Source organism: Streptomyces sp. NPDC037288, assembly GCF_055603265.1.
Genome location: NZ_JBVJVY010000057.1, coordinates 14,222 through 32,038, shown reverse-complemented (window position 1 = coordinate 32,038; position 17,817 = coordinate 14,222). Strand labels below are relative to the sequence as shown.

The 17,817-nt window shown below is 67.0% G+C and carries 21 protein-coding genes and 2 pseudogenes; 9 read left to right on the top strand and 14 right to left on the bottom strand.

Annotated elements, in window-relative coordinates:
• From ACZ7GZ_RS37530 to ACZ7GZ_RS37515, 4 genes are all read right to left on the bottom strand, one after another.
• Positions 1-296 (bottom strand): IS3 family transposase (locus ACZ7GZ_RS37530; protein WP_471031490.1); only part of this gene is annotated, 296 nt, incomplete at its 3' end.
• Positions 293-610: a transposase gene (locus ACZ7GZ_RS37525; RefSeq protein WP_471031487.1), complete on the bottom strand. Its 318-nt coding sequence runs from the start codon at positions 608-610 to the stop codon at positions 293-295. The genes ACZ7GZ_RS37530 and ACZ7GZ_RS37525, both read right to left, overlap by 4 nt.
• 470 nt (positions 611-1,080) lie before the next feature.
• Positions 1,081-2,337 carry a WD40 repeat domain-containing protein gene (locus tag ACZ7GZ_RS37520; protein WP_471031485.1) on the bottom strand — a complete coding sequence of 419 codons (1,257 nt, stop codon included), beginning with the start codon at positions 2,335-2,337 and terminating at the stop codon, positions 1,081-1,083.
• 27 nt (positions 2,338-2,364) lie between these two features.
• A complete protein-coding gene (locus ACZ7GZ_RS37515) occupies positions 2,365-4,962 on the bottom strand; it encodes an nSTAND1 domain-containing NTPase (RefSeq protein WP_471031483.1) in 2,598 nt (865 codons plus the stop codon).
• Positions 4,963-5,184: 222 nt separating this feature from the next.
• Here ACZ7GZ_RS37515 and ACZ7GZ_RS37510 point away from each other — a divergent pair, with 222 nt between their 5' ends.
• The 3 genes from ACZ7GZ_RS37510 (at position 5,185) to ACZ7GZ_RS37500 (ending at position 7,901) form a co-directional block, all read left to right on the top strand.
• Positions 5,185-5,661, top strand: a complete 477-nt coding sequence (locus ACZ7GZ_RS37510) for a hypothetical protein (RefSeq protein ID WP_471031482.1) — start codon at positions 5,185-5,187, stop codon at positions 5,659-5,661.
• A 74-nt stretch (positions 5,662-5,735) separates the two neighbouring features.
• On the top strand, positions 5,736-6,704 hold the full coding sequence (locus ACZ7GZ_RS37505) for a hypothetical protein (RefSeq protein WP_471031480.1): 969 nt from the start codon (positions 5,736-5,738) through the stop codon (positions 6,702-6,704).
• A gap of 417 nt (positions 6,705-7,121) precedes the next feature.
• Complete coding sequence (locus tag ACZ7GZ_RS37500) at positions 7,122-7,901, top strand: hypothetical protein (protein ID WP_471031479.1); 780 nt, start codon at positions 7,122-7,124, stop codon at positions 7,899-7,901.
• A gap of 41 nt (positions 7,902-7,942) precedes the next feature.
• Here the strand turns inward: ACZ7GZ_RS37500 and ACZ7GZ_RS37495 are convergent, their stop codons facing one another.
• The 4 genes from ACZ7GZ_RS37495 to ACZ7GZ_RS37480 all read right to left on the bottom strand — a co-directional run bounded on the left by ACZ7GZ_RS37495 (position 7,943) and on the right by ACZ7GZ_RS37480 (position 9,445).
• Positions 7,943-8,143, bottom strand: coding sequence for a hypothetical protein (locus tag ACZ7GZ_RS37495; protein WP_471031477.1), 201 nt, complete (start codon positions 8,141-8,143; stop codon positions 7,943-7,945).
• On the bottom strand, positions 8,140-8,241 hold the full coding sequence (locus ACZ7GZ_RS37490; protein WP_471031475.1) for a hypothetical protein: 102 nt from the start codon (positions 8,239-8,241) through the stop codon (positions 8,140-8,142). Before ACZ7GZ_RS37490 ends, ACZ7GZ_RS37495 begins: the two co-directional genes overlap by 4 nt.
• A 237-nt stretch (positions 8,242-8,478) precedes the next feature.
• Positions 8,479-9,084 (bottom strand): hypothetical protein, encoded by a 606-nt coding sequence (locus ACZ7GZ_RS37485; RefSeq protein ID WP_471031473.1) that lies wholly within the window; start codon positions 9,082-9,084, stop codon positions 8,479-8,481.
• A 223-nt stretch (positions 9,085-9,307) separates the two neighbouring features.
• Positions 9,308-9,445 carry a hypothetical protein gene (locus tag ACZ7GZ_RS37480; protein ID WP_471031499.1) on the bottom strand — a complete coding sequence of 46 codons (138 nt, stop codon included), beginning with the start codon at positions 9,443-9,445 and terminating at the stop codon, positions 9,308-9,310.
• 182 nt (positions 9,446-9,627) lie between these two features.
• On the opposite strand from ACZ7GZ_RS37480, the gene ACZ7GZ_RS37475 reads away from it, so the two are divergent.
• Positions 9,628-10,197, top strand: a complete 570-nt coding sequence (locus ACZ7GZ_RS37475) for a DUF4232 domain-containing protein (protein WP_471031471.1) — start codon at positions 9,628-9,630, stop codon at positions 10,195-10,197.
• Positions 10,198-10,901: 704 nt separating this feature from the next.
• Positions 10,902-11,258 carry a DUF6233 domain-containing protein gene (locus ACZ7GZ_RS37470; protein ID WP_471031469.1) on the top strand — a complete coding sequence of 119 codons (357 nt, stop codon included), beginning with the start codon at positions 10,902-10,904 and terminating at the stop codon, positions 11,256-11,258.
• Positions 11,259-11,493: 235 nt separating this feature from the next.
• Here ACZ7GZ_RS37470 and ku read toward each other — a convergent pair.
• A pseudogene (gene ku / locus ACZ7GZ_RS37465) lies at positions 11,494-12,075 on the bottom strand (non-homologous end joining protein Ku); the annotation flags it as partial.
• 99 nt (positions 12,076-12,174) lie between these two features.
• Here ku and ACZ7GZ_RS37460 point away from each other — a divergent pair.
• The 3 genes from ACZ7GZ_RS37460 to ACZ7GZ_RS37450 are packed head-to-tail and all read left to right on the top strand — an operon-like array spanning position 12,175 to position 13,255.
• Complete coding sequence (locus ACZ7GZ_RS37460) at positions 12,175-12,495, top strand: hypothetical protein (RefSeq protein ID WP_471031466.1); 321 nt, start codon at positions 12,175-12,177, stop codon at positions 12,493-12,495.
• Complete coding sequence (locus ACZ7GZ_RS37455) at positions 12,495-12,734, top strand: hypothetical protein (RefSeq protein WP_471031464.1); 240 nt, start codon at positions 12,495-12,497, stop codon at positions 12,732-12,734. The genes ACZ7GZ_RS37460 and ACZ7GZ_RS37455 overlap by 1 nt, the downstream gene beginning before the upstream one ends.
• On the top strand, positions 12,731-13,255 hold the full coding sequence (locus ACZ7GZ_RS37450) for a DUF6262 family protein (protein ID WP_471031461.1): 525 nt from the start codon (positions 12,731-12,733) through the stop codon (positions 13,253-13,255). Before ACZ7GZ_RS37455 ends, ACZ7GZ_RS37450 begins: the two co-directional genes overlap by 4 nt.
• A gap of 100 nt (positions 13,256-13,355) precedes the next feature.
• Here ACZ7GZ_RS37450 and ACZ7GZ_RS37445 read toward each other — a convergent pair whose 3' ends face one another.
• Positions 13,356-13,868, bottom strand: a complete 513-nt coding sequence (locus ACZ7GZ_RS37445; protein ID WP_471031458.1) for a PadR family transcriptional regulator — start codon at positions 13,866-13,868, stop codon at positions 13,356-13,358.
• 56 nt (positions 13,869-13,924) lie between these two features.
• Here ACZ7GZ_RS37445 and ACZ7GZ_RS37440 point away from each other — a divergent pair, with 56 nt between their 5' ends.
• Entirely contained in the window at positions 13,925-14,614 is a 690-nt protein-coding gene (locus ACZ7GZ_RS37440; protein ID WP_471031456.1) for a cysteine hydrolase family protein, read from the top strand.
• Positions 14,615-15,034: 420 nt separating this feature from the next.
• Here the strand turns inward: ACZ7GZ_RS37440 and ACZ7GZ_RS37435 are convergent, their stop codons facing one another.
• The 4 genes and pseudogenes from ACZ7GZ_RS37435 to ACZ7GZ_RS37420 all read right to left on the bottom strand — a co-directional run.
• A complete protein-coding gene (locus ACZ7GZ_RS37435) occupies positions 15,035-15,331 on the bottom strand; it encodes a hypothetical protein (protein WP_471031454.1) in 297 nt (98 codons plus the stop codon).
• 93 nt (positions 15,332-15,424) lie between these two features.
• The gene (locus ACZ7GZ_RS37430) at positions 15,425-15,616 is read right to left on the bottom strand and encodes a hypothetical protein (RefSeq protein ID WP_471031451.1); all 192 of its coding nucleotides are present in this window, start codon (positions 15,614-15,616) and stop codon (positions 15,425-15,427) included.
• Positions 15,617-16,606: 990 nt separating this feature from the next.
• A complete protein-coding gene (locus ACZ7GZ_RS37425; protein WP_471031496.1) occupies positions 16,607-16,996 on the bottom strand; it encodes a relaxase domain-containing protein in 390 nt (129 codons plus the stop codon).
• Positions 16,997-17,105: 109 nt separating this feature from the next.
• Positions 17,106-17,450 (bottom strand): annotated as a pseudogene (locus tag ACZ7GZ_RS37420) (relaxase domain-containing protein); the annotation flags it as partial.
• Between the last annotated feature and the right edge of the window lie 367 nt (positions 17,451-17,817).

Genomic DNA, 17,817 nt, shown 5'->3' with positions numbered 1-17,817 from the left:
TCCCGCATGAGGTCACGCACGAGTTCGGGCCCGCAGGCCACGCCCCAGGCAGTGAGGTCGGCGTGGACGCGCCGGTAGCCGTAGGTGCCGTCAGATTCCTCGAATGACTTGGTGATCAGCAATTTCAGGTCCTCGCGTCGCCGTGCCGTCGCCGAAAGCGGCCGGCTCCGCCATTCGTAGAATCCGGAGCGGGACACTTCCAGCCAGTCACACATCTTCGCAACCGACGGTAGCTGTGCGGTGTTCGTGGTGGATGTCGCGCACTCGGCATCGATGAACTCGAACCTGTCGCTCACCGAGGATCCCTGGCAAAGTACGCGGCGACTTTTTCCAGGAAGGCGACCTTTTGTCGCAGTTCCCTCAGTTCGCGTTCCTGCTCGCGGAGCCGTGCCCGTTCATCCACCGTGAGGGGCGCCTCCTCTCCCGCGTGCTCACGGCGGTAGGCGTTGACCCAATTCCCGAGCGTTCCTTCGACAAGACCGAGTTCCCGGGCTACCTGGGCGATGGGACGCGACGTCTCGATCACCATCTTCACGGCCTCTTCCCGATACTCGGGAGTGAAGTTCCTGCGTTTCTGCGACAACCAGCTTCCCTTTCCGAACAGACCCATCGTAGTGGGACCACTGTCCGGAAACTTCGGGGCGCCTCAGCAGCCGAATCAACCCGCACCTCTAACCGCATCCTCGCCCTCCCTGAACCGTGCACCCAACCCGACGACAATGCACAACCGATCAAGAAAACCGCTACAGGGCAACACCCCCCACTGACCAGGCTAAACAGCCCTGAACAGGCAAAACACGCGCCAAGCCCCTAGACGCAGAAGCTCCCCACAACACCCCGGACACTCCCACTGCAACCCACACAACCCCAAGTCAGAGAGCCCACACCCCACAGACCCAGTTATCAACCCATCACCAACACCCCAGCTCACACACCACCCCACACACCAACCACCCCCGCCTCAGCGACACTTGCTCTGATCGCATACCCAGCGGGTGCCCAGTTCAGATTGGCCCCGTCGCAAGATATCCAACAAGCCGATTATCCGTCGATGCTGGTCGTTGCCTGTATAGCACGGTCTCAGCAAATTGCTCGATAGGGAGCATCGGGAAGATACATACGCCAGTTCGTTCGGGATAGTGAGCTTGTGCGCTGACAGACGCGCTCAGTGATATGTCGAGCGTCAAGGGAGTAAGCCCAGGTGTGCGTATTGCTGCCTGCAGCATAAAAGGTGAGGTCATCGGTGCTGAACGCCACAGATGAGATGGCATCTCCAGGCGTGGGCAGCACAGCTACAAGTTGGCGAGAAGCAGTGTCCCATAATTGGAGACGGCCTTGCTGACCACCGACGGCAAGAGTGCGGCCGTCGTGGGAGAAACCCATTGTGACGAAGGTGTCTTGGGAATCACCGCGTGGCAGAGGGCCAGGCAGAACGCCAAGTTGGACGGTGCCCGAGCCGTCCCACAGAGTAATCCACCCTGCTAAGTCACCTACAGCCATGTAGCGCCCATCGGGGCTGACCGACAGGGACCAGTCGGCACCCTGGCCCAGTCGTTTCCGCTCAGTTATACCTGATTCCGTGTTGATGACGTCAATAAATTGACCGGAGTTGGCTGAGGAGATAGGACGTACGCTGCTCGGGACTCCTGCATAGAGGCGTGTTCCATCATGACTGAATACGAGGGGTGCTTGTTTGTTTCCATGCACGGTGATGATGCGTTTACAGTCGGGAATATGCCAGATGCTGATTTCTGTACGTGCCGCGCTGGTAAGAACGGCCAGGCGCGTTCCATCGGGGCTGAGTGTGAGCGCAGTAACACTTGAGCTTACCGAACCGCGGATGGTGCATATGACGTGGCGGCGCGCGGTGTCCCAGATGGCCACGTGGTCTGGTGGTGCGTGCGTCCCTCTGAGGGCGACGCCATAGGCGAGCAGCGTGCCCGTTGCATCGAAGGACATTAGTGGGTGCGTATGGTAGTCCTCTGGACCGTCCATGTATGGAAGGTCGGCTATTGTGCTCCTAACTATGCCGCCTTTCGGGTCATTGACTTCGATTTCGGCCGTGTGGCTTCCCTTCGGGAGTACGGCGGAAGCTCTGCCATTGAGACTGAGTGCCACCTCGGCGTTCTCTTGTTGATGCCATGCGTCTGTGAGGAGGTAGTTTAGGTTAAGGGTTCGTATGACTGGCCCTGAAGGACTGCCGTAGTCAAGATAGCGAAGGCTATCTTCCGCGGTATCAAAAGTCGGAGAAACGCTCACATCATTGTTGAGCGGATAGGTCCATACCGGATTCGATGGGCGACCGACGCGCCATAATACAATCTTGTCCCTGCTCATACCAGAAACGAACTCTCCATTCTGGCTTTATTTCACCTCCCGTAAAGGTGTGGGCTCGACCTCGCCAGGCCTGTTGCCGATTATTGCAGGATCGTCACGGAGGAAGCTGTTTGGTCGCCCGGAAGAGGTATCCCACTGATCTGCGCCTGTACCGTCGATTCCGGCGAGTGTGCGGCTGTCAGGACTGAACTGGAGAACACCGGTGGGAGTCACCAATACGCGACCGGGGGTGGTGAGCGGGTTTGGATCACCTTGCTGACATGGGGCGGCAAGCCTAATCGACGGGCTGTGAAGCATTACCTCGCGGTGATGTTGCACGTCCCACAGATGGACCGGTCCGCCACCTTGGCACCAGGCAACAAAACGGTCGTCAGGGCTTACCGCCACCGGCGGGTGGTCGTTGGGCTGAACGGGACGGGAGAGGTGGTGCGCAAAGAGGAGGCGTTGATGAACCGTGTCCCACAGCCTCACGTTGCCGCCGTCAGCCGAGATGGTTACCAGGGTGCGCCCACTCGTACCGAAGACTGCCATTTCATGCGTGCTGAAGCCAACCATGCGGGTCCCCGCAAAGGGCAGTCGCCCGCGCACTCGCTGTGCCGTGATGTCCCAAAGAAGCATGCTCCCGTCGCGCTGACGAAGCGCCAGTGTGTTCCCATCACCGCTGACCGTAAGCACCTCCGCACCAGTGCTGCCCGGGACCCTACGCCGAGGCAGTTCCTGGTGAGTCGGGACGTTCCACCGGCGGACCTGCTGCCCCCCTGCACTAGTCACCGTGCGCCCGTCGTCACTGAGAAAGATGGCCGCTTCGGAACTTGGAACTTCCAATTTGTCTTGCTCCCTTTGCCCGAGTGCGCTGAGCAACGCAGAGCGAGACTCGAGAGTGTCAGCGACCTTGTACGCAGCGAGGCTGAGCTGAATGGCTCGTTGCGGGTCGGAAAGTCGCATGTTGCCGGCCATGGTTGCAGCTCTCCGCGCGGCGGCCCGGAGAGACTGGCGTTCACGCGTTCGGTCAAGTTGCCACGCGCTCACACCGGCGACCACCGCTAGGGCTACCAGCGCTGACACCAAGGCCGTGAGAGCGCGCAACCGCCGCCGTGCCCGAGCGGCTGCCTGCCGCTCTCGATGGCAGGCGACCGAACTGGCCTGGAGGAACTCCCGCTCCAGTTGGGTCAGATCCTTGGACCGCGCAGCAAAGGCTTCCTCGGCGGCCGTGAGGCGGGCACCGCGATACAGGGCGCCTCCGTCGCGATCGAGGGCCTCCCAGGCTCGGGCGGCTTCAGTGAGCTGGCGGTGGACACGCAGGCGGTCCCGGGCATTGTCGATCCAGGCGCGCAGCCGCGGCCAGGCCGCGATGAGGGCTTCGTGTGCGAGGTTGACCGTCTGCTTGTCGAGCGTCACAAGCCGGGCCTTGACCAGGCGCTCCAGAACCTCACCGGTGGCGGCGGAGCCGTCCGCGTTGTCCGCGTCCAGTTCCTCGGACGGCACAGGCCTGCACGTGTCCTGCGTGTCCTCCCCAGGAGTGATTAGCCGGAGGAGGATGCGCCGGGCTGACCGGGCCTCGTGGGGGGACAGGCGGGTGTAGAACCGCTCCGCGGTCTGGGCGAGAGCACCCGCGACGCCTCCGGTGGCTTCGTAGGCCGCCAGAGTGAGGCTGCGCCCCTGGCGCCGGCGCCATGTCTCCAGCAGAGCGTGGGACATCAATGGCAAGCCACCGGACTTCCCACGAACGTCCTCAATGATCCGTGCGGTCAGGTCCCGCTCGACGATCAGGCCGGCGGCAGCCGCGGGCCTGACGATCGCCTGGCGTAGTTCGGTGGGGCTCATTGGCCCGACGAGCAGGGTGGCGTCGCGCAGTGCCGCAGCCCAGGCATAGTGGTCGGCGCAGTGGCCGATGAAGTCCGCGCGTACCGCGATCACGACCCGCACCTTGTTCTCCGGGTTCGTCGCGGTCAGCAGCAGGTCCAGACAGGCGTGTCGCTCAGCGGGGTCGGCACAGAGGGTGAACAGCTCCTCGAACTGATCGACCACAATGACCGAGTCCCCGCGCTCATCGCTCGCTCTCATCACGGTGGCAATGGCGGACAGGGGCCGGGGACCGGGGGTGAGGATGCGGATAGCCGCCGGCCGCCGGTTCGTGGCTGCCTCGCTCCGCAGGAGAGGGATCAGCCCTGCACGCAGCAGAGAGGATTTGCCGCTGCCGGAAGCCCCCACCATCGCGACCAGACGGTGGGCATACACCTGCGCGGCGAGCTGGGCGGCGAGTTGGTCCCGGCCGAAGAACAAGTCCCGGTCGCCTGTCTCAAAGCGGGCCAGACCCAGGTATGGCGACGACGCGTCGTCCCCGTGAAGAGGCTCGGCGGCCACCTCCCGGGCCGCCGCACGCCAGCGTTGTTCCCACTCCTGGGCGTCCGCGCCGCACGCTTGCGCATAGGCCAGCGCGACCTCACGTGACGGCAGCTGCTCCCCTGACGCCGCCCGTGACAGCGTGGCCGCCGAATACGACGTGCGCTGCGCCAGGGCCCGATATGTCAGCCCGCCCGCTTCCCGACGCAGTTTGCGCAACTCGAAAGCGAACGACTGAACCGGGCCAGCCGCCGGGTTCAGTTGGCGTTCACGACGGCCCATCCCTGCCTCGCCTCCCCCATCGGCGCAACGTGGCGGACCCAACCTAAGCGTGATCGTCAATCCGCTACAACCATGATGACCTGTGGTTTTCGGTCAATTCACCACGTGCCGGAGCACCTGGAGTTTTTGTTGCATGCCGTGGAACGAGGGTGCGCAACAACGCGTCGGCTCGAAACCCTGGTGCGTGGCCACTCGTACACCTCGACCAGGAAGGACCATCACGTGGAGTGGAAGAAGCAGGCTGCACGCATCGGCGTCTCCGGTGCGGCAATCCTGGCCCTCGGTATGTCGGCGTTTCCCGCGCACGCTGGAGGAGTGAACATCTCCAGCTGGCCGACGGAGCGTTGCAACACCGTCAACTGGTTCTGCCTGTACTACCACACGGGCGCTCAGGGGGCCGGCTGGGGTTACCCGCACGCTGATGCCAACGTCCATGACCTCGGCAACTATCGCTTCCCGAGCAACGACGGCGCGGGGAGCGGTCAGGTCATCCGCAACAACGCCGAATCCGCCGAGGATGCCTCCGACTGCAATGTCGGGATCTGGGAGTATCCCAACTTCAACAACTACCAGTTCACCAGCGGGAACTACGACGTCCTGAGCCACTGGAGGGGCGGCAATCTGGGCCAGCTAAGCAACGACGAGGCCTCGATCGCGGTCTGGGACTCGACCTACTGCCCCGGCAGGGGCGAGGGCTGATCTCGACCGGTGGGGTGCCGCGCTGACGCGGCACCCCACCGCTACCGCTTCTACCTCCACCTCAGGGAGTTGCTGTGACACGTGCCCCTGGCCTCGGCTGGAAGACAGTGCCGGCCGCACTGGTCGCCCTGGGAGTCCTCAGCGCCTGCTCGGCGTCCCAGGAACACCATTACGAGCCACCCACCGCTACGCCCGTGGTCTTCGACACCGCCAGGCTTCACCTTCCCGTCGAAACGTACATGCTGACCCCATACGAGACCGTCGAGTACGACCACCTGAGCCACTTGCTGCTCGGCGACTGCATGCAGCGTTTCGGCTTCGACTATCCCGTGGCCCCGCTGCCCGGGCGCAACAGCACGGCCGTGCTGGGCTATACGATCCTCTATCGCAGGTACGGCCTGACGGACGATGCCGAGGCTCGCACGTGGGGTTACCACCGACCACGTCAGACTCCCGGTACCCGCTCCCGCGGAGCGACCGCAACCGGCAAGAAACTCATGGACTACCCACCGGCCGCCAGACTTGTCCTGCTGGGTGCCGCGTCCACAGCACACAAGGTCGTACAGACACCCTCCGGTGAGCGCACGGTGCCGCCGGGGGGCTGTGCAGGCGAGGCGTACCGCCGGCTGGAAAGTTCCTCCGCCAGCCCGCAGGGCCCAGGATCCGAGCCGGGCGGGCTGGTATCGCGGATCAAGCGGAAGAGTTTCGCGGACTCGATGCATGACTCCCGGGTGACCACCGTATTCCACGCCTGGGCTTCTTGCATGAAGTCACATGGCTATGAGGTGCGGTCCCCTCTTCAGGTCACCGCCGGCCTGGCCTCGATCCGTTCCCCCACGCCGAGTGCTGAAGAGATCTCCCGTGCCGTGGCCGACACCGCATGCAAGAAAGACACCAATCTCGCCGGCGTCTGGTACGCCGTCGAATCCGACTACCAAAAGGCGGCCATCACAGAGAACCGCTCAGCCCTGGCCGCCATCAAGAACAAAGTCGAGGCCCAGGCAGCCGTCATCCGCCGACTGGCCAACAGCCGACACCCCTGACAGGACGCCAGCAGGAGGTGAGAAGCAGTTGTCGTGGACCGCTCTCGCAGACCGGAATCCGAGCAAGGCCGCCCGACCGTGGTGGTCGACGGCGAGGTAGAGCAGGCGCGCGGAGCTCGCCGCCGACAAGCTCGCCGGTTCCGGCTTTGGTCTCCCGCAGATCGGCCTCGTTCATAAAACCTCAGCCGAAGAGGCCGCCGTCATCTGGCGGTTCAACGAGGCCCGCCACTGGGAGGCGCAGGCCGAGCGAGGCGACCTGTGGAGCGGGCTGCTGCCGGCGTGGGCGCGTCTGTCGGTGGTGTGCCCGGTGGTGACCGCCGCGGTCACCGGGGACGTGGAGTACTGACCCGCCCTGGCCGGGCTGTGGGCGCCGGACTCCGGTGCCGCACCGGCTCGTTGAATGACATGCTGCTTGCCATGACATCGCCCCCGTACGAGCTGCCGGAGCCCCGCTTCCCGTACGGGCCGCACTGCGCGGTGGAGGTCGTGGCCGAGTCGGCTCCCGGGCCGGACGGTGTCCTGCGCGTGACCCTCACGACCCATCCCGTCGGCGCCTTCGCGGATCCCTTCGCCGGCGTCATCGAGCCGGACGTCTGGACTCGGCTGGTCTACCTCCGCCCGGGACCGTGCCAGGTGACCGTGGAGCGCCTCGGTGTCCGTGACCACGGCATCCTGCCCGCCCAGGACGCGCCGGTGGTCGTGATGCGGGCGCTCGGCCCAGCCGGCCTGGACGTGGACCAGCTCATGTGGCGCCTGCCCGGATGCCTGATCACGTCGGCATGCGAGCTGGAACGATGCGTGGTGGCCATGCTCACCGAGGACCATCCTGTACGCCGCGGCTACCAGTTCGAGGTCACCGCCGAAGACAACGTCCCGGCCCTGATGCCGTTGTACTCCTCGGCTGCCTACGGCTGGCTGAGGTGGTGGCTGGCCGAGAACGGTTCCCTGAAGCGCACCGGGAACCATCTCCCGCCGCCGCCCGACCGGCTGCTGATGCGGTACGCCGGGCAGGGCCGCCTGCTGCACATCACCAGTGTTGAACGGGCCTGCTGGCCTTACCCGCCGCCGAAGGGCACGTCACAACGGTGGCTTGAGGCACCGGAGACCCGGAAGGATCGGCTGCGGGAGCGGCGGGGTAGGGCGGACGACTGGACTCCCCCGCCCGACGACGGGCCCGACCCCACCGAACACCGCTGAACGACAAGACGCCGGCCCCGGCCGCCGCGAGCAGGGGCGGGCTACCGCTGGTCGGGCCATGCGTCCAGGACGACGCCGCTGTCCTCGTTCGACAGGGTGACCCGGGCTCCGGGCATGGCGCCCCCATACAGGCCGACCCAGTCGCGGAACTTGTCGCGGGCCACGTCCTCGTTCCACCACCAGCCGTGCTGCACCGGCCGCTCGGCCACGAGCAGCAGGTGGTAGCGGCCCGGACTGGTCATGCGAGCCGGATCCCTCTCGCCCGGCCCGGCGTGCGGACAATCGCCTGCTTCGTCTCCAACTCGACCAGCTGGTAATGGACGCTGGCCCGGCTGCGCATGCCGACCGCATCCCCCAGTCTCCTACACCGTCGGCGCCTCACCGTGGTCGGCGATGGCCTGCCGGATGCAGCGCAGGATGCGCTCCTGGTGTGACTGAGCAGGGCACTTGGCCTGGGTGTACGACTTCCATGCACAGCACCAGCTGCCCACCCTGTGCGGACAGGGTCACCAGCTGGCGCGCCGCACACCGTCAGCGCGAAGACGGGCGACTTCCATCACCGGAGTGGTCGGGTCCATCAGGAGCTGCTCCAGGCGTATGCGTCCCAGTAGCCGTCGTGGCGGACGCAGCCACCGTCGGCGACGACCAGTCCCTCGCCGGTACGCCGGCCGGGGCTCAGCGACAGCGCGACACCGTGGTCGTCGGTCGTGTGGATCTCTTGCAGGTCGGTCACCTTGTCGGTGACCGGGTCGGTCCCCGGCTTCGTCGTCACCTTCCATCCGCGCTCGGACCACCGCCTGCGAAGTTCGGCGACCGCCGCGCGATATCCGGCGTCGCCGTGCTTGAAATCCGGGGCCCAGGAGACGGACGGCTGATCCCGTTGGGTGTCACCCCGGTCGACACCGAGGTCGTCCACGCAGGATGCGCTGTCCGTGGACTTTCCCAGGATCACGGACTCCGGATCCGAACCCAGGAAGAGAACTGTGTCCTCGCCGGCGGCCTCCGTGTCGCGTACGTGCTCCAGGAACTGCGCCTCGGTACGGACTGGACCCGCCATGGCGGAGCAGCCCGTGACGGACCCCACGAGCAGGAACACCACAACGGCCCCGGCAGCGGACAGCTCCAGGGCCCTGAACCGGCGGAAAGCGGTCGCCGCGGGAGCGGCGGAAGGAGTCGGCGTCATGAAGCCATCCGAACACCGCCACCCAGGCCGACGGCACCGTCGCCCTACTCAGTCTCGTACTCAGAAGGGCCGGAGCGCCCGGAGAGTCCTCATGGCCTCTCTGAGGCCTTGAGGGCCTATCTGGCGAACGGTGACCACTTGCGCGCTCAGTCACAGCAAGTGTGACTGAGCGCTGTAGTTGGTGCCATCCGGCCAAGTAGGTGCTCAGATTCGGCGCCACGAGTCAGCCGCCGTGGAGGCCCCACTCGTCGAGCCCGCCGTAGACGTGTGCTTCGAGGGACTGCGGTGCTTCAAGGCCCACGGCCTCGCCCCGGTACACGGCGATGAGCAAGTCCTCGCCCCGCCACCAGGCGTCGGTCACCCCCTGCACCTCGGGCACCGCACGGGTGCAGCCTGTCGTCACCGTTCCGTCACAAGTAGTCGCCGCACGGAACCCTGCCGCTCTCCCGCCCTGTCTGCACTCACGTACCACGACCACGCGTACCGCGGGGCAACAACCGACGACCGAAACCCGCGGACGAGACGACTCAGGGGGACGACAGCATGCGTCACAGCAACGGCATTCGCAGGGCGGCTCTGGCGACGACGGCGGTCACGGCCGTCGCGGCGGCGGTGACCGGCATCCTGCCCGGCACCGCCATGGCGGCGAGCACCACCACCTCCACCCCGCCGCCCGTCTGCCCGGCCTCCGCCCTCCAGGTCAGCGCCTGGCAGGCCGTCCACCGGCCCGTCGGGACCGGGACCGGGGCGGCGGTCGTGCAGTTCACCAACGTCTCCCGGAGGACGTGCGTCCTGAAGGGCCATCCGACGGTCGCGGGCGCCGGCAACGGCTCCCCCGCCCACAACACCCCGCTCAAGGTCACCCCCACCGGCAGGGCGGCCACCGTGACGGTCCGGCCGCACGGCAAGGCGTGGGTGAAGCTGACCTTCGTCCAGGTCCAGGGAGAGGCCGACGGCTACTGCGTGTCGGGCAAGGACCCGGTGACGTATCCGACGATGGTCATCGGGCTGCCGCACTCCGGGAAGCACCAGGTCGCCCTGAACGACGGGGTGTGGGCCGAGTGCGACAACAAGGTGACCGTCACCCCGGTCTCGGCGGTCAAGCCTTCCTGACCCCCCCGTCCCCACAAATCGAGCAGCCTGCATGACGATCGCAAGGCTCTGACCTAGACGTTTACGAGGAACTGCACATAAGTGCAGGTCAGCGACTCAGCGCACCTTCGGTGCGCTGAGTCGCTGACCTGCGATGATCAAACTCCGATGACACAAACTCGCATCCGTCAAAGTCCGATGGCAAACGGTCAAGATCCAGTGGCACGGGACAGCCGCCTCGACGCCCTCCTGTGACTGAGCGTCGCAGTTGGCCAGCGAGCGCCGCAGTTGACCACGGATTCAGCTGTCCGCGAGGTGTCCAGGGGCGGCTGCGATCGTTAATCAGGTATGACGAACGCGCGCAAAATGGTTGTCACCACGGCGCTTGCCGTTGCTGGCCTCGCACTGACTTCTCTTCCTGCTCAGGCAGCTGAGAACCCCATCGACTTGGGCAAGCTCAACCAGCTCAACAAGCTGGGGCAGGTTACGCGGGCCCTGGATCCTGTGCTGGGTGTGCTTGCCCCAGTTACCGGGCTTATGCCGGCGTAAAACCCCCGGCCGAGCCGTACCTGATCTGAGCGCCGTAGTTGGCCAGCCTGGCCCACTACGGCGCTCAGTCACAAGGTGTCGGTGAGGTGCTCTACACGGTGCATACTGAGATTAGAGCGCTTGTTCGATCTCTAGTGCAAGGCGAAAGTGCCAGCTCAGCGCGGAGGAACACCCAAGTGCACGACGATTCCCCGCCGACCCGCCTCGCCATGCTGCGGTTCGCCCGCCGCGTCATCGAGCAGCAGACCACGCGGCAGCTGGCCCTGATCGACCGATGGATCGCCGACGAGGAACGGCGCGAGCGTGAGCGGCGGCAGGGCGAGGAGCGCCGACCTGCGGAGCCGGAATGGCTGATCCGGTTCGGGCTCAAACGCCAGAACGTGGATGCCGTGTACACCGGCAGCTGCTGGGCGGCGGCCAAGAGCGGACGGTGCCGCCCGGCGACCCGGCAGCAGGCGCTCGACGCACTGCGACGGAAGGTACCGGCATGCGTCCACTGCCGACCGGACAACGCACTCGGCATCCTGGACTAGCGTCAGCGCGGTCAGGCGCTGCGCGGGCGGCGGCTCGTCGTCTTCTTGGCGGCCGTCTTCTTCGCCGCGGTCTTCTTGACCGGCTGCTTCTTCGCGGCGGTCTTCTTCTTCGGCTCCGGCAGCTCGTGCACCTGCGCCGGGCCGCGCTCCCCGTGCGGGAGGCCTTGGCCTTCTGCACCGACTCATTCAGCGCAGCCATCAGATCCAGGACCTGGGCCGGCTGCTCCGGCTCGGGCGCTTCGGGGAGCGGCTCCTCCTCGCGTTTGGCCTCGATGATCTGGGCGATCGCCTCGGTGTAACGGTCGGTGAACTCCTCGCCCTCGAGCGCGTCGATGGTCATGGTGTCCATGAGGGCCAGTGCGCTTTCGATCTCGTCCTCGGACACCTCGGTCGGTGACGGGAGCAGCTCGGTGGGGTCGCGGATTTCGTCGGGCCACAGCAGTTCCTGCAGGACCAGGGCGTCGCCACGGGCCCGGAGCATGCCCAGCCTCTCGCGGCCGCTCCACGCGTACTTCGCGATGGCCACCCTGCTGGAGCGGCGCAGCGCTTCGACGAGGAGCTTGTACGGCTTCGCGGCGACCTGTCCGCCGGCGGCGAGGTAGTAGCCTGCGCCCATACGGATCGGGTCGATGTCCTCCAGTGCCACGAAGGCGTCGATCTCGATCGCCTTCGCCGTCGGCAAGGGGAGGTTGCTCAGTTCCTCATCCGTGATCGGAATGACCCGGTCACGGGTCAGCTCGTAGCCCTTGCCGATCTCGGACTGGTCGACCTCGCGATCTTCCAGCTCACACACCTTGCGGTAGCGGACACGCCCCATGTTCTCTGGGGGACACCCTGCGTGGTGTGTCGTTGCAGGTGGGGGCTATGTTGACCTGCTGGAACCCGTTCTTGGGGGGTGTAGCTCTGCGGCGGGTTGTTGCATCAGCCGTACCGGGTCAGCCAGGAACGGCGGCGCGAAGCGGTCAACCGGGTCACCGCCCTGCAGTTCGACCGCCATGGCACCCGCGTCTGGCGCAAGGCCCAGGGGCTGCTCGACTCCGAGCACGTGCGCAGGGCCATCGGCGAGGTCGCCACGGCCTACGGCATCTGCCTGGAGCCGCACAACGTCGCGGCCGGCGGGCAGAGCTGCCCGATCCGCTTTCGCTGCGTCGGCTGCGACCACTTCCGCACCGACGTCTCCTACCTCCCGGTCTCGAGCGATACCTCGATGACCCGCTTCGCAGCCGGGAGCGGCTGATGTCGGCATTCGAGGCTGACGACTGGGCCCGGAGCGAGGCGATGCCCTCCGCGGAGGAGATCCGCCGAGTCCGACGTCTGATCAACCGGGTCAAAGCCGACCTCGACGACCTCTCACCCGAGGAGCGTTCCCAGATCGAGGAAGCCGTCGCCGTGGTCCGTCGCGGCCGCACGGTGATGCTCGGGATGCCGCGAATAGCCCTGCCCATGCCCGATGTCCGGCCCTGGAGACTGCCATGACCTCCGCCATGCAAGACGGCCGTCAGGCCAACTCCGAGCGTCGCCGCCAGCGAGTGGTCGCCGCGATAAAGACCGCCGCCAAGAACGGCGCTCCGATCAGCGTCTCGGCCATCGCCCGTGAAGCCGGCGTGGGCCGCACGTTCCTCTACCGTCACCGCGACCTGCTCGCCCTGGTCCACGCCGCCGAACTCGAGCCAGCAGCCCAGGACCCAGCCGCGGGATCTCCGGTGAGCCGGGCCTCGTTGCAAGCCGACCTTGCCAATGCCGAGGCCCGCAACACGCGCCTCGCCACCCGCCTTCAGCAGCTGGAGAAGCGGCTCTCGCAAGCACTGGGCGCTCAGGTCTGGCAGGAGTCGGGGCTCGGTGCTCCAGTCGACATCGACGAACTCCAGCGCAAGATCACCAGGCTGGAGCAGCAGAACGTCGAGCTAACCTCCGCGCTGGAGGAAGCCCGGTCTGATCTCGATGCCGCGCGGGCAGCCAACCGGGACCTAACCCGGGCGCTCAACCAGCGCAGTTGACACGGGTAGGAGTTGAGAGCCGTCGTCAGCAGAGATGTCTTCCTCAGCACGGCTGCTGTCGCCGTGCTCCTGGCCCGACTCCGCCCGTGACCTGCCAGCCTCAGGACAACATCTCCCGGAGCCAGGACCTTTCGGCGCGGCTGGTGGCTCGGGCGATGGTGAGCATGCCGCGCCGGTAGGGATCGGCGATGTCTTCGGCGCCCAATGGGCGGTCACCGTCGTGGAAGAAGCTCGCGGGCTGTTCCAGGAATTCCAGCCGTCGGCGCAGTACCGCGTGCTGATCGGCGGTGTCGGGCAGGTGGGAGAGGAAGGCCAGGACCGTGAAGTACCGGGTGCTGTCGCTGATGTCCAGGCCGTTGGCATCGCGTAGTCGGCGCAGCAACTCGCAGTGGCCGGCCTCGGTCAAACTCAGGGTGTGCCGCTGAGCGGCCGAGGAACCCGGTTCGGTCCGCCGATCGAGCAGCCCGGCACTGACTAGCCGGGTGATCGCCGGGTAGAGGCTGCCGTCGCTGACCGGCCGGGCATGACCAAACAAGCGCGCTATCCGATGCCGCAGTTGATAGCCGTGCAGCGGCCCTTCAGCCAGGAATCCCAGGATCGCGAGTTCGAGCATGCTGCTATCCTCCCACATCGAAACGAGGTACCTCGAAGCGATGTAGGAGGCGGGGGATGACATACACCGAGGAATGGGTCACCGAGCGGGCACGCAGCGCCTACGAGCACGGCCGGGCATCGTTCGACGTGCGGCCCGAACGAGCGGCGCTGCTGGTCATCGACATGCAAGACGAATTTGTCCGGCCCGGCTGGAGTCCCTACTGGGTGCCCGCGGCCACCCGGATGGCACCTCGTCTGCGTCAGCTAGTCGAAGAATGCCGGGCCGCCTCCGTCCCGGTGATCTGGACCATCTTCGACGACACCCATCTCGGACTGGACCGGCCGTACGCCTTGCGGTTCCTCCCGCATGCCGACACCAAGTGGCGCCGACCGGGCCCTGCCGAGGTGTGGGCCCCGATGGGCCGCCATCCCGATGAAGCCGTGATCCGCAAGCCCTCCTACGGAGCGTTCTACGACACCCCGCTCGACACGATGCTGCGTAACCTCGGCCGCGACACGGTCGTCATCACGGGAACGCTCACCAACTACTGCTGTGGCACCACGGCCCGACAGGCATACGAACGCGGCTACAAGGTTGTCTTCGGATCCGACGTCACGGCCACCGACGACGAGTCCCGACAAGAGCCCGAACTCGCTGTCCTACGCAAAGGCTTCGCCCTCGTGCTGACCGCAGAAGAGATCACTGACCGACTGACCGCAGCCACCTCAGCGTCGGAGGACGAGGAGCGGACGAACGTCGTGTGATGCGGCACTAGCGCCACACATGTTGCGCAAGATACCGTCGCCTATACCGGCGCTGAGCTGCGAAAACCGGTCTCCACTCGTCTCGCGCACGACGGGGAACCCCAGAGAACCCTGATCCTCGAGGTGGTATTGGTGGAAGTGGATGCTGTGATCTTCGGTCGCGCTCTGCACGTTGACCGGAACGGTGACCAATCCGAAAGAAATAGCGCCTGACCATATGGTGCGGGGCATCGGTAGACCTGCGTGATTGCCCCGAGCACCACCCGACTACGAACGGCCCCGGCGTCCCGCATGCGCGCTCCCGGCCCACGCCGCACCCTGGAAAGCTGACCGAGACACCACAGGTGTCGCAGGCGGGTCCGCGTCGGCAGCCGGCTCATGGGCGACCTTCCGTGGTTGGGCCGATGGTCGGGGCTGTGGTCAGGGCGTGTCACCGGAGTAGTAGAAGCGGCAGCTCACACCCGGGCCCGGTGAGCGGGGCTCGCCAGGGCGCGGGTCGTACAGCGACCGGCCGCCGGGGAACCGCCCGAGCTCGGTGGCCAGGGCCGCGCCGTCGTCGACTTCTTCGGTCCGCCACCCGTGGATGTCCAGCAGGAGGCCGTCCAGTGGCCCGCCGACCAGTTCGGCGTAGGTCCGGTGTGGGAGTGGGCCGGGGTTGGGGTCGTCGTGGTCGTGGCCGTAGACGCGTCCGTTCAGCAGCTGCTCATCTCCGTTCATGACGATCAGCGTTGCAGCCGCCACCGACAACGCGGGCTTGCCCAGCACCGCCCTGGGCTTGCCCGCGTGGTCGGTCGCCGTGGCTTGCCCGGGTCAGGTGCGGCGTCGGCGCAGGCGCGCGGTCCGCCACGGGTTCGGCCGACCTCCCGGGTACTGCCGTGAGCGGCGCCGGACCGATGGCGGCTTCGGCGACGGGTACAGCGCCGCGCGCTGCCGGGACGCGTCGGCGAGCCGCTCCAGGCGCTTCAAGAGCTCGGGGGAGAGGAGCGGGATCGGGGCAACCATGCGGGCCTCCGTACTCGGGTGCTGGTCCCCTGTACCTCGCCCCTCCCGAACGGCTCCAGGCTTGGGCCGCCGGTCGCGTCCCGGCAGCTGGCGCGGTGACTTCGTGCCCGGTCCCGCCAGACGGTCCCCGCTGTCCTGACCCCGCACCCGGCGGTGGCCGGCCCGGGTGTCAGGGCCGGAGGCCCTGGCCGGGTGTGGGCTGCTGGCCGTGCTGCTGGCTCCTCGGGTCGGCGGCCGCGCGCTTCTGCTGCGGTCCGTCGGCGATGGTGCGGCCACGGGCTTCGGCGGCCTTCGTGATGGCGGCCAGCCGGGCGAGGTTCCGCGGTGTTTGCAGCCACGTCGCCGGATCGGTCGTACGGCCGTCCAGGTACTCCTCCGGCATCGCGGCCTGCTGATGAACCTGGACAGCGGCGGCCTGCTGCGTCCGAGTTCGAGCGGCGTCCCGGTCCGGGTGGTCGACGGCGTGCGGGGCCGCCTGGTCGTGGTCGTCGATGCGATGCGTGCGGTGGTCGATACGGTGGCGGCCGGCGCTTCGTCCCGTACGGCGGGTGCGATGCGGGCGTCGCGGATCGCGTTCTGCAGGGCAAGGCTGGCGACCCGGGCCCTTCGTACCTGCTCGACTCCCTGGGTGGCTTGCCGCTGGTGCCAGCGATCCAACACCGGTGGCGCCAGGCGAAGTCGGCGGTGTACGTGAGCTGGTCGGGGGCCGGGGCACGGCGGCCGGGCCGGGAAACGGTGAGCTGTCGGGAGTGCTGGGACAGGGCGCGGTCGGCGATGTAGTCGTCCAACCGCGCGTGAACGCACGGCCGCGCAGGGTCTCCAGGAGGTGCCGGCGGGCTTCGGCCAGGACGTGGCGGCGGGCGAAGGAGCGGCGCACCGTAAAGACGACCGCAGCGACGTCGATGGCGGCGAGAGCGATGTCCGCCCACGGGTCCACCCGGTCCCGGATCGCCTTCCCGGCCGCGCGGCACCGCTCCAGCAGTCCGTCGACTATCTGCTTGCCGAAGTTGAGGATCGCGGAGGTGCGCCACCACGCGCGCAGCTGCTCCAGCGGCTCGGGGGTCTTCTTCTCCCGGCGGGTGTCCTGCGCCGCCCACCAGCCGAGTCCGTGGCGGGCACGTTCGTCGGCAGACGCCCGTGCTTGGCGGCGTACTGGTCGGTGAGGCGCTCCAGCGCCGGGCCGATCTGCGCGCGGCGGGTGGAGGACCAGTCGATGAGCTCCTGGTCGACGCCGGCTATCTCCATGACCGGGCGCAGTCCCGGCGTCACCTCCCGGGGCACGGTCGCCAGCCCCAGTTCCTCGCATACCTCCGTGGTCATCGTGAGCGTGTAGAGCGTCCCGCCGGCCACGACGTTCTGGAGGAGGCGGACGGTGTCCAGCGCGTACCAGGAGCCGTCCGGGCGCTGCGCCCGGTTGGCGATCAGGGCAGTGATCGTGAAGTAGGGGGTAGCCGTCGCGGTTGTCGATGTGCCGGTAGCGCGCGATGACCAGGGCCGGGGCCTTTGCCCGCTTGCGGCCGGAGGACCACCGGGTCTCCGCGACCTCGTCCTCCAGCCAGCGCAGCACGGTGTCGATGGCCCGCTCGTGGGCCCGCTCGATGACCTGCCGGGTGTGGTCGTCAGCCAGCGCCCACAGCACGATCAGGGACGCCTGCGGCCGGAACACGAAGTCAAGCGCGAACAGCGGGGTCTGCCCGCGCTTCTCGATCTCTTCGGCCGGCTGCCCGAGGAAGGTCGCCAGCCGTGCCTCATCCAGGTCGGCGCCGTCGTCCAGGAGCTCGTGCTCGATCCGGTCGGCGTCCGGGTGCCGGCCCTGCCCGTACAGCAGCTCCATCTGCCGCTGCGTCACCGTTTCCCCGGCGGTGAGCCCGAGCGCGGACAGGCCGCGCCCCATTCACACCCCGGGCGGGAGCCCGGCCTTCTCCTGAGCGTCCTTCAACGACTGGCCGACCTGACGGCGACCGTCTCCGAAGGCCACCCCACGCACGTAGTACCGCCACACGTTCCGCCTCTGCACTTGCGCAACACTGATCATCCCGGTAGCGAACACCGGCTCTGACCTGCGGAAAAGACCCGATCCCGTGGGGCGGGAGGGTTCACCGGGACTTCACGGCTACTCCCGTCCGGCGGGCGCCGAACGCATTCCCCTGCCCGCCGGACGGGCCGTGCAAATACTGCGCGACAGCAGACCACTCCACCGT

What these genes read in the sequence shown, in the direction of transcription:
- ACZ7GZ_RS37525 (WP_471031487.1), bottom strand. Translation starts at nt 610, where the DNA reads ATGGGTCTGTTCGGAAAGGGAAGCTGGTTGTCGCAGAAACGCAGGAAC.
- ACZ7GZ_RS37520 (WP_471031485.1), bottom strand. Translation starts at nt 2,337, where the DNA reads ATGAGCAGGGACAAGATTGTATTATGGCGCGTCGGTCGCCCATCGAAT.
- ACZ7GZ_RS37515 (WP_471031483.1), bottom strand. Translation starts at nt 4,962, where the DNA reads ATGGGCCGTCGTGAACGCCAACTGAACCCGGCGGCTGGCCCGGTTCAG.
- ACZ7GZ_RS37500 (WP_471031479.1), top strand. Translation starts at nt 7,122, where the DNA reads ATGACATCGCCCCCGTACGAGCTGCCGGAGCCCCGCTTCCCGTACGGG.
- ACZ7GZ_RS37495 (WP_471031477.1), bottom strand. Translation starts at nt 8,143, where the DNA reads ATGACCAGTCCGGGCCGCTACCACCTGCTGCTCGTGGCCGAGCGGCCG.
- ACZ7GZ_RS37490 (WP_471031475.1), bottom strand. Translation starts at nt 8,241, where the DNA reads ATGCGCAGCCGGGCCAGCGTCCATTACCAGCTGGTCGAGTTGGAGACG.
- ACZ7GZ_RS37485 (WP_471031473.1), bottom strand. Translation starts at nt 9,084, where the DNA reads ATGACGCCGACTCCTTCCGCCGCTCCCGCGGCGACCGCTTTCCGCCGG.
- ACZ7GZ_RS37475 (WP_471031471.1), top strand. Translation starts at nt 9,628, where the DNA reads ATGCGTCACAGCAACGGCATTCGCAGGGCGGCTCTGGCGACGACGGCG.
- ACZ7GZ_RS37455 (WP_471031464.1), top strand. Translation starts at nt 12,495, where the DNA reads ATGTCGGCATTCGAGGCTGACGACTGGGCCCGGAGCGAGGCGATGCCC.
- ACZ7GZ_RS37450 (WP_471031461.1), top strand. Translation starts at nt 12,731, where the DNA reads ATGACCTCCGCCATGCAAGACGGCCGTCAGGCCAACTCCGAGCGTCGC.
- ACZ7GZ_RS37445 (WP_471031458.1), bottom strand. Translation starts at nt 13,868, where the DNA reads ATGCTCGAACTCGCGATCCTGGGATTCCTGGCTGAAGGGCCGCTGCAC.
- ACZ7GZ_RS37440 (WP_471031456.1), top strand. Translation starts at nt 13,925, where the DNA reads ATGACATACACCGAGGAATGGGTCACCGAGCGGGCACGCAGCGCCTAC.
- ACZ7GZ_RS37435 (WP_471031454.1), bottom strand. Translation starts at nt 15,331, where the DNA reads ATGAACGGAGATGAGCAGCTGCTGAACGGACGCGTCTACGGCCACGAC.
- ACZ7GZ_RS37430 (WP_471031451.1), bottom strand. Translation starts at nt 15,616, where the DNA reads ATGGTTGCCCCGATCCCGCTCCTCTCCCCCGAGCTCTTGAAGCGCCTG.